A 2,544-nucleotide genomic window follows, 5' to 3' on the forward strand; every position below is an offset into this window, starting at 1 on the left:
ATTGATTATTAATTTTTTAATTAAATAATTTTTACATGATTTCATTTCATGAATGCTTGCAGACTATCAAAGAACAATGGCATCATATTTCCTATTTAGAAGCCATTGGGGTAATTTTCGGTATAGCAGAAGCCTTATTTGCAAAATATAATAAGGTATGGCTATATCCTTGTGGATTAATCAACATTATTATTACAATTTATCTTTATTTAGATATACGTTTGTATGCGGAGATTCTATTACAAGGATATTATTTATTATTGAGCATTTACGGATGGTTTTTATGGTCGAGGGGAAAAGGGAATTTATTGAAAATAAGTTTATGCACCGGAAAAGATAATATAATAGCAGGAGGTATTGTAATTCTTTCCTGGGTATTTTTATATGTTTTCCTTAAAAATTATACTAATTCAGATGTTCCTATATGGGATTCTTTAGTGAGTGCCTTTGCCTGGGCGGGTATGTGGCTTTTAGCTAAAAGGAAATTGAATAATTGGATTTTTTTAAACATAAGTAATTTGGTTGCCATTCCATTATTAATACATAAAGGATTGATATTATATTCTTTATTAACACTTATCCTCTTTATAATAGCTATTTTCGGTTATTTAGATTGGAAAAAGATAATTTATTACCAAAATCTGAAACATAACACTAATTAATACAATACATTTCGTAAAATGTGGACAATAATTATAGGTATATTATCTGGTTTTCTTGCATCTACTTTAATTAAAGGTCGTGGATTAGGTTGTTTTTTAAATTTATTAATAGGTATAGTGGGAAGCTATTTAGGAAAGTGGATTTTCGATCTTCTTCATATTGCAGTTATTGAGGAAAGTAAAACAGCTATGCTGGCTATGTCTACAGTCGGATCAATAATGCTTTTAATAATTGTATCAATTTTTAATAAAAAATAAAAGTCATCTATAAAAGAGATGACTTTTTATCTATATATTTTATATTATTTATTTACTTGAATTGTAAAGTTCCTCAACTTTGTCCCAATTTATAATATTGAAAAAAGCGTTTATGTAATCAGCTCTTCTATTTTGATAATTTAAATAGTAAGCATGTTCCCAAACATCTAATCCTAAAATCGGAGTACCGGATGCACCCACTCCAGGCATTAAAGGATTATCTTGGTTAGCGGTGGAACCAATGCTTAATTTACCATTATTTGCTAATAGCCAAGCCCATCCTGAACCAAATCTTCCGGCAGCAGCCTTAGAAAATTCATCCTTAAAAGCATCAAATGAACCGAATGAGTCATTAATAGCAGAAGCTAAATTACCTTCAGGCTTTCCTTTACTCGTAGGAGTTAACCATTCCCAAAATAAACAATGATTTAAGTATCCTCCTCCGTTATTTCTTATTGGAGTTTTATCAAACCCTTTAACTATAATTTCCTCTATAGGTAGATTTTCAAGTTCAGTACCGGCAATAGCATTATTTAAATTAGTAGTGTAAGTACCATGATGCTTAGTATAATGGATTTCCATTGTTTTTGCATCAATATAAGGTTCTAATGCATCATATGCATAAGGTAATTTTGGTAATTCAAATGCCATATTCTTGTTTTTAATTAATAATATTTAACTTAACTTATTTGTGTTAAACAAAACTAGTAAAATTAGTTATAAAAACGTGCCAAAGGCATTAATTTATTTGATGATGTTATTAAAAAATACAATAAATAATAATGATTATCTTAAAGTATTGAAATAACAATTTAAATTATTTAAAAAAGATTAATTTGTTCACCGTTTGTATCCGAGTCATTTTCCTGAGAATCATTAGGTTCTTCTGATGAATCGGTTTCTGCCTCATTTTCTGAAGGTTCTTCAGTAATTACAATTTTTTTAATTTTTTCTTTAGAAATTTGATTACCTTGAGCTTTAATTCCTTTTATCGCTATAAAGTCTTCCAGATTGATGATTTCAGGATTTTTATCTTTTCCAAAATTTAATTCTGCAATTAATTTCCATCCTGTTCCAGCCCATTCTATGAAAGATCTTGGATTTTCAGAAATGAAAAATACTTGTGGATTTAACGTATCATCTAATAAAAAACGCTTGATGTAATATATGGATTTATCGCCATCATAATAGATACAACAAATAGGCTTTTCAGGATTCCATTTTTCAAGAACTAAGTATTCATCATCAAAATGATTTAATAGATCGAAAGTGTGAAGTTTGGCAATCCCTATAGGTGAAAGGGTTAAAATTTTATCTGCTCCTTTAAATGCACCCAAATATCTTCCTCTACCATCCACATTTAAACGTTGTATGGTTTCATCAAACCATATTTTTCTCGGTGCCAATGTTGAGATACCGGACTCTTTTAATTCTATTTTTTTAATGTAATTTTTTGAAACAAGGTTTCCTTTGGAACTTCTTCCTTTTATAGCTAATTCTGAAAAATCGATATCAAATTTTAATTTTTTCAGTCTTTGACTAGGTTTTAGGAAAATGGTTACAGATTCTGCTTCTCCATTTGGATTAGTAGTTAAATATTGAATTTCCGAGTCTTTAGTAGAGG

Annotated in this window: 3 protein-coding genes and 1 pseudogene; 2 read left to right on the plus strand and 2 right to left on the minus strand. The window is 29.0% G+C overall.

Annotated elements, in window-relative coordinates:
• Positions 1-35: 35 nt before the first annotated feature.
• Entirely contained in the window at positions 36-662 is a 627-nt protein-coding gene (gene pnuC, locus M3Z80_RS09565) for a nicotinamide riboside transporter PnuC (RefSeq protein WP_293919388.1), read from the plus strand.
• Between the two features lie 18 nt (positions 663-680).
• The gene (locus M3Z80_RS09570; RefSeq protein WP_293919389.1) at positions 681-920 is read left to right on the plus strand and encodes a GlsB/YeaQ/YmgE family stress response membrane protein; all 240 of its coding nucleotides are present in this window, start codon (positions 681-683) and stop codon (positions 918-920) included.
• Between the two features lie 48 nt (positions 921-968).
• Here the strand turns inward: M3Z80_RS09570 and M3Z80_RS09575 are convergent, their stop codons facing one another.
• A complete protein-coding gene (locus M3Z80_RS09575) occupies positions 969-1,571 on the minus strand; it encodes a superoxide dismutase (RefSeq protein ID WP_293919390.1) in 603 nt (200 codons plus the stop codon).
• Positions 1,572-1,741: 170 nt separating this feature from the next.
• Positions 1,742-2,544 (minus strand): annotated as a pseudogene (locus M3Z80_RS09580) (DNA gyrase/topoisomerase IV subunit A); the annotation flags it as partial.

This window comes from Apibacter sp., from assembly GCF_025291155.1.
Lineage (GTDB): Bacteria > Bacteroidota > Bacteroidia > Flavobacteriales > Weeksellaceae > Apibacter.

Excerpts from the sequence above, each read along its gene's own strand:
- M3Z80_RS09570 (WP_293919389.1), top strand. The coding sequence starts at position 681 with ATGTGGACAATAATTATAGGTATATTATCTGGTTTTCTTGCATCTACT.
- pnuC (WP_293919388.1), top strand. The coding sequence starts at position 36 with ATGATTTCATTTCATGAATGCTTGCAGACTATCAAAGAACAATGGCAT.
- M3Z80_RS09575 (WP_293919390.1), bottom strand. The coding sequence starts at position 1,571 with ATGGCATTTGAATTACCAAAATTACCTTATGCATATGATGCATTAGAA.